The sequence below is a fragment of the Acidisphaera rubrifaciens HS-AP3 genome (assembly GCF_000964365.1).
Classification (GTDB): Bacteria; Pseudomonadota; Alphaproteobacteria; order Acetobacterales; family Acetobacteraceae; genus Acidisphaera; species Acidisphaera rubrifaciens.
Genome location: NZ_BANB01001113.1, coordinates 1 through 487 on the forward strand (window position 1 = coordinate 1; position 487 = coordinate 487).

Consider the following 487-nt stretch of genomic DNA (forward strand, 5'->3'; position numbering starts at 1 on the left):
CGGCGGGGACGGCGGGGGGCGCGGCGGGGACGGCGGCCGAGGAGGCGGCGTGAGCGCGCTGCTGGAGGTGCGCGGGCTGTCGATGCGCTTCGGCGGGCTGCTGGCGGTGGACGATGTGTCGTTCACGGTCGCGCGCGGGGCGATCACCGCGCTGATCGGGCCGAACGGCGCCGGCAAGACGACGGCGTTCAACTGCATCACCGGCTTCTACCGCCCGACCGCCGGGCGCCTGCGCCTGATGCGCCCGGACGGGCGGGAATACGCGCTGGAGCGGCTGCCGGGCCACCGGATCGCCGCGCGGGCCGGGGTCGCGCGCACGTTCCAGAACATACGGCTGTTTCCGGCCATGACCGTGCTGGAGAACATGCTGGTGGCGCAGCACAACGCGCTGACGGCGGCGACGGGGTTCGGCATCGGCGCGCTGCTGGGCCTGTCCCGCTATCCGGCGGCGGAGCGGGCGGCGGTCGCGCGGGCGCGGGCGTGGCTG

General features: G+C 76.2%; 1 protein-coding gene. It reads left to right on the forward strand.

Annotation, left to right across the window (positions count from 1 at the left end; all coding sequences use genetic code 11):
• Positions 1-49: 49 nt before the first annotated feature.
• The coding region (locus B8460_RS20300) for an ATP-binding cassette domain-containing protein (RefSeq protein ID WP_456303916.1) at positions 50-487 on the forward strand (438 nt) is incomplete at its 3' end.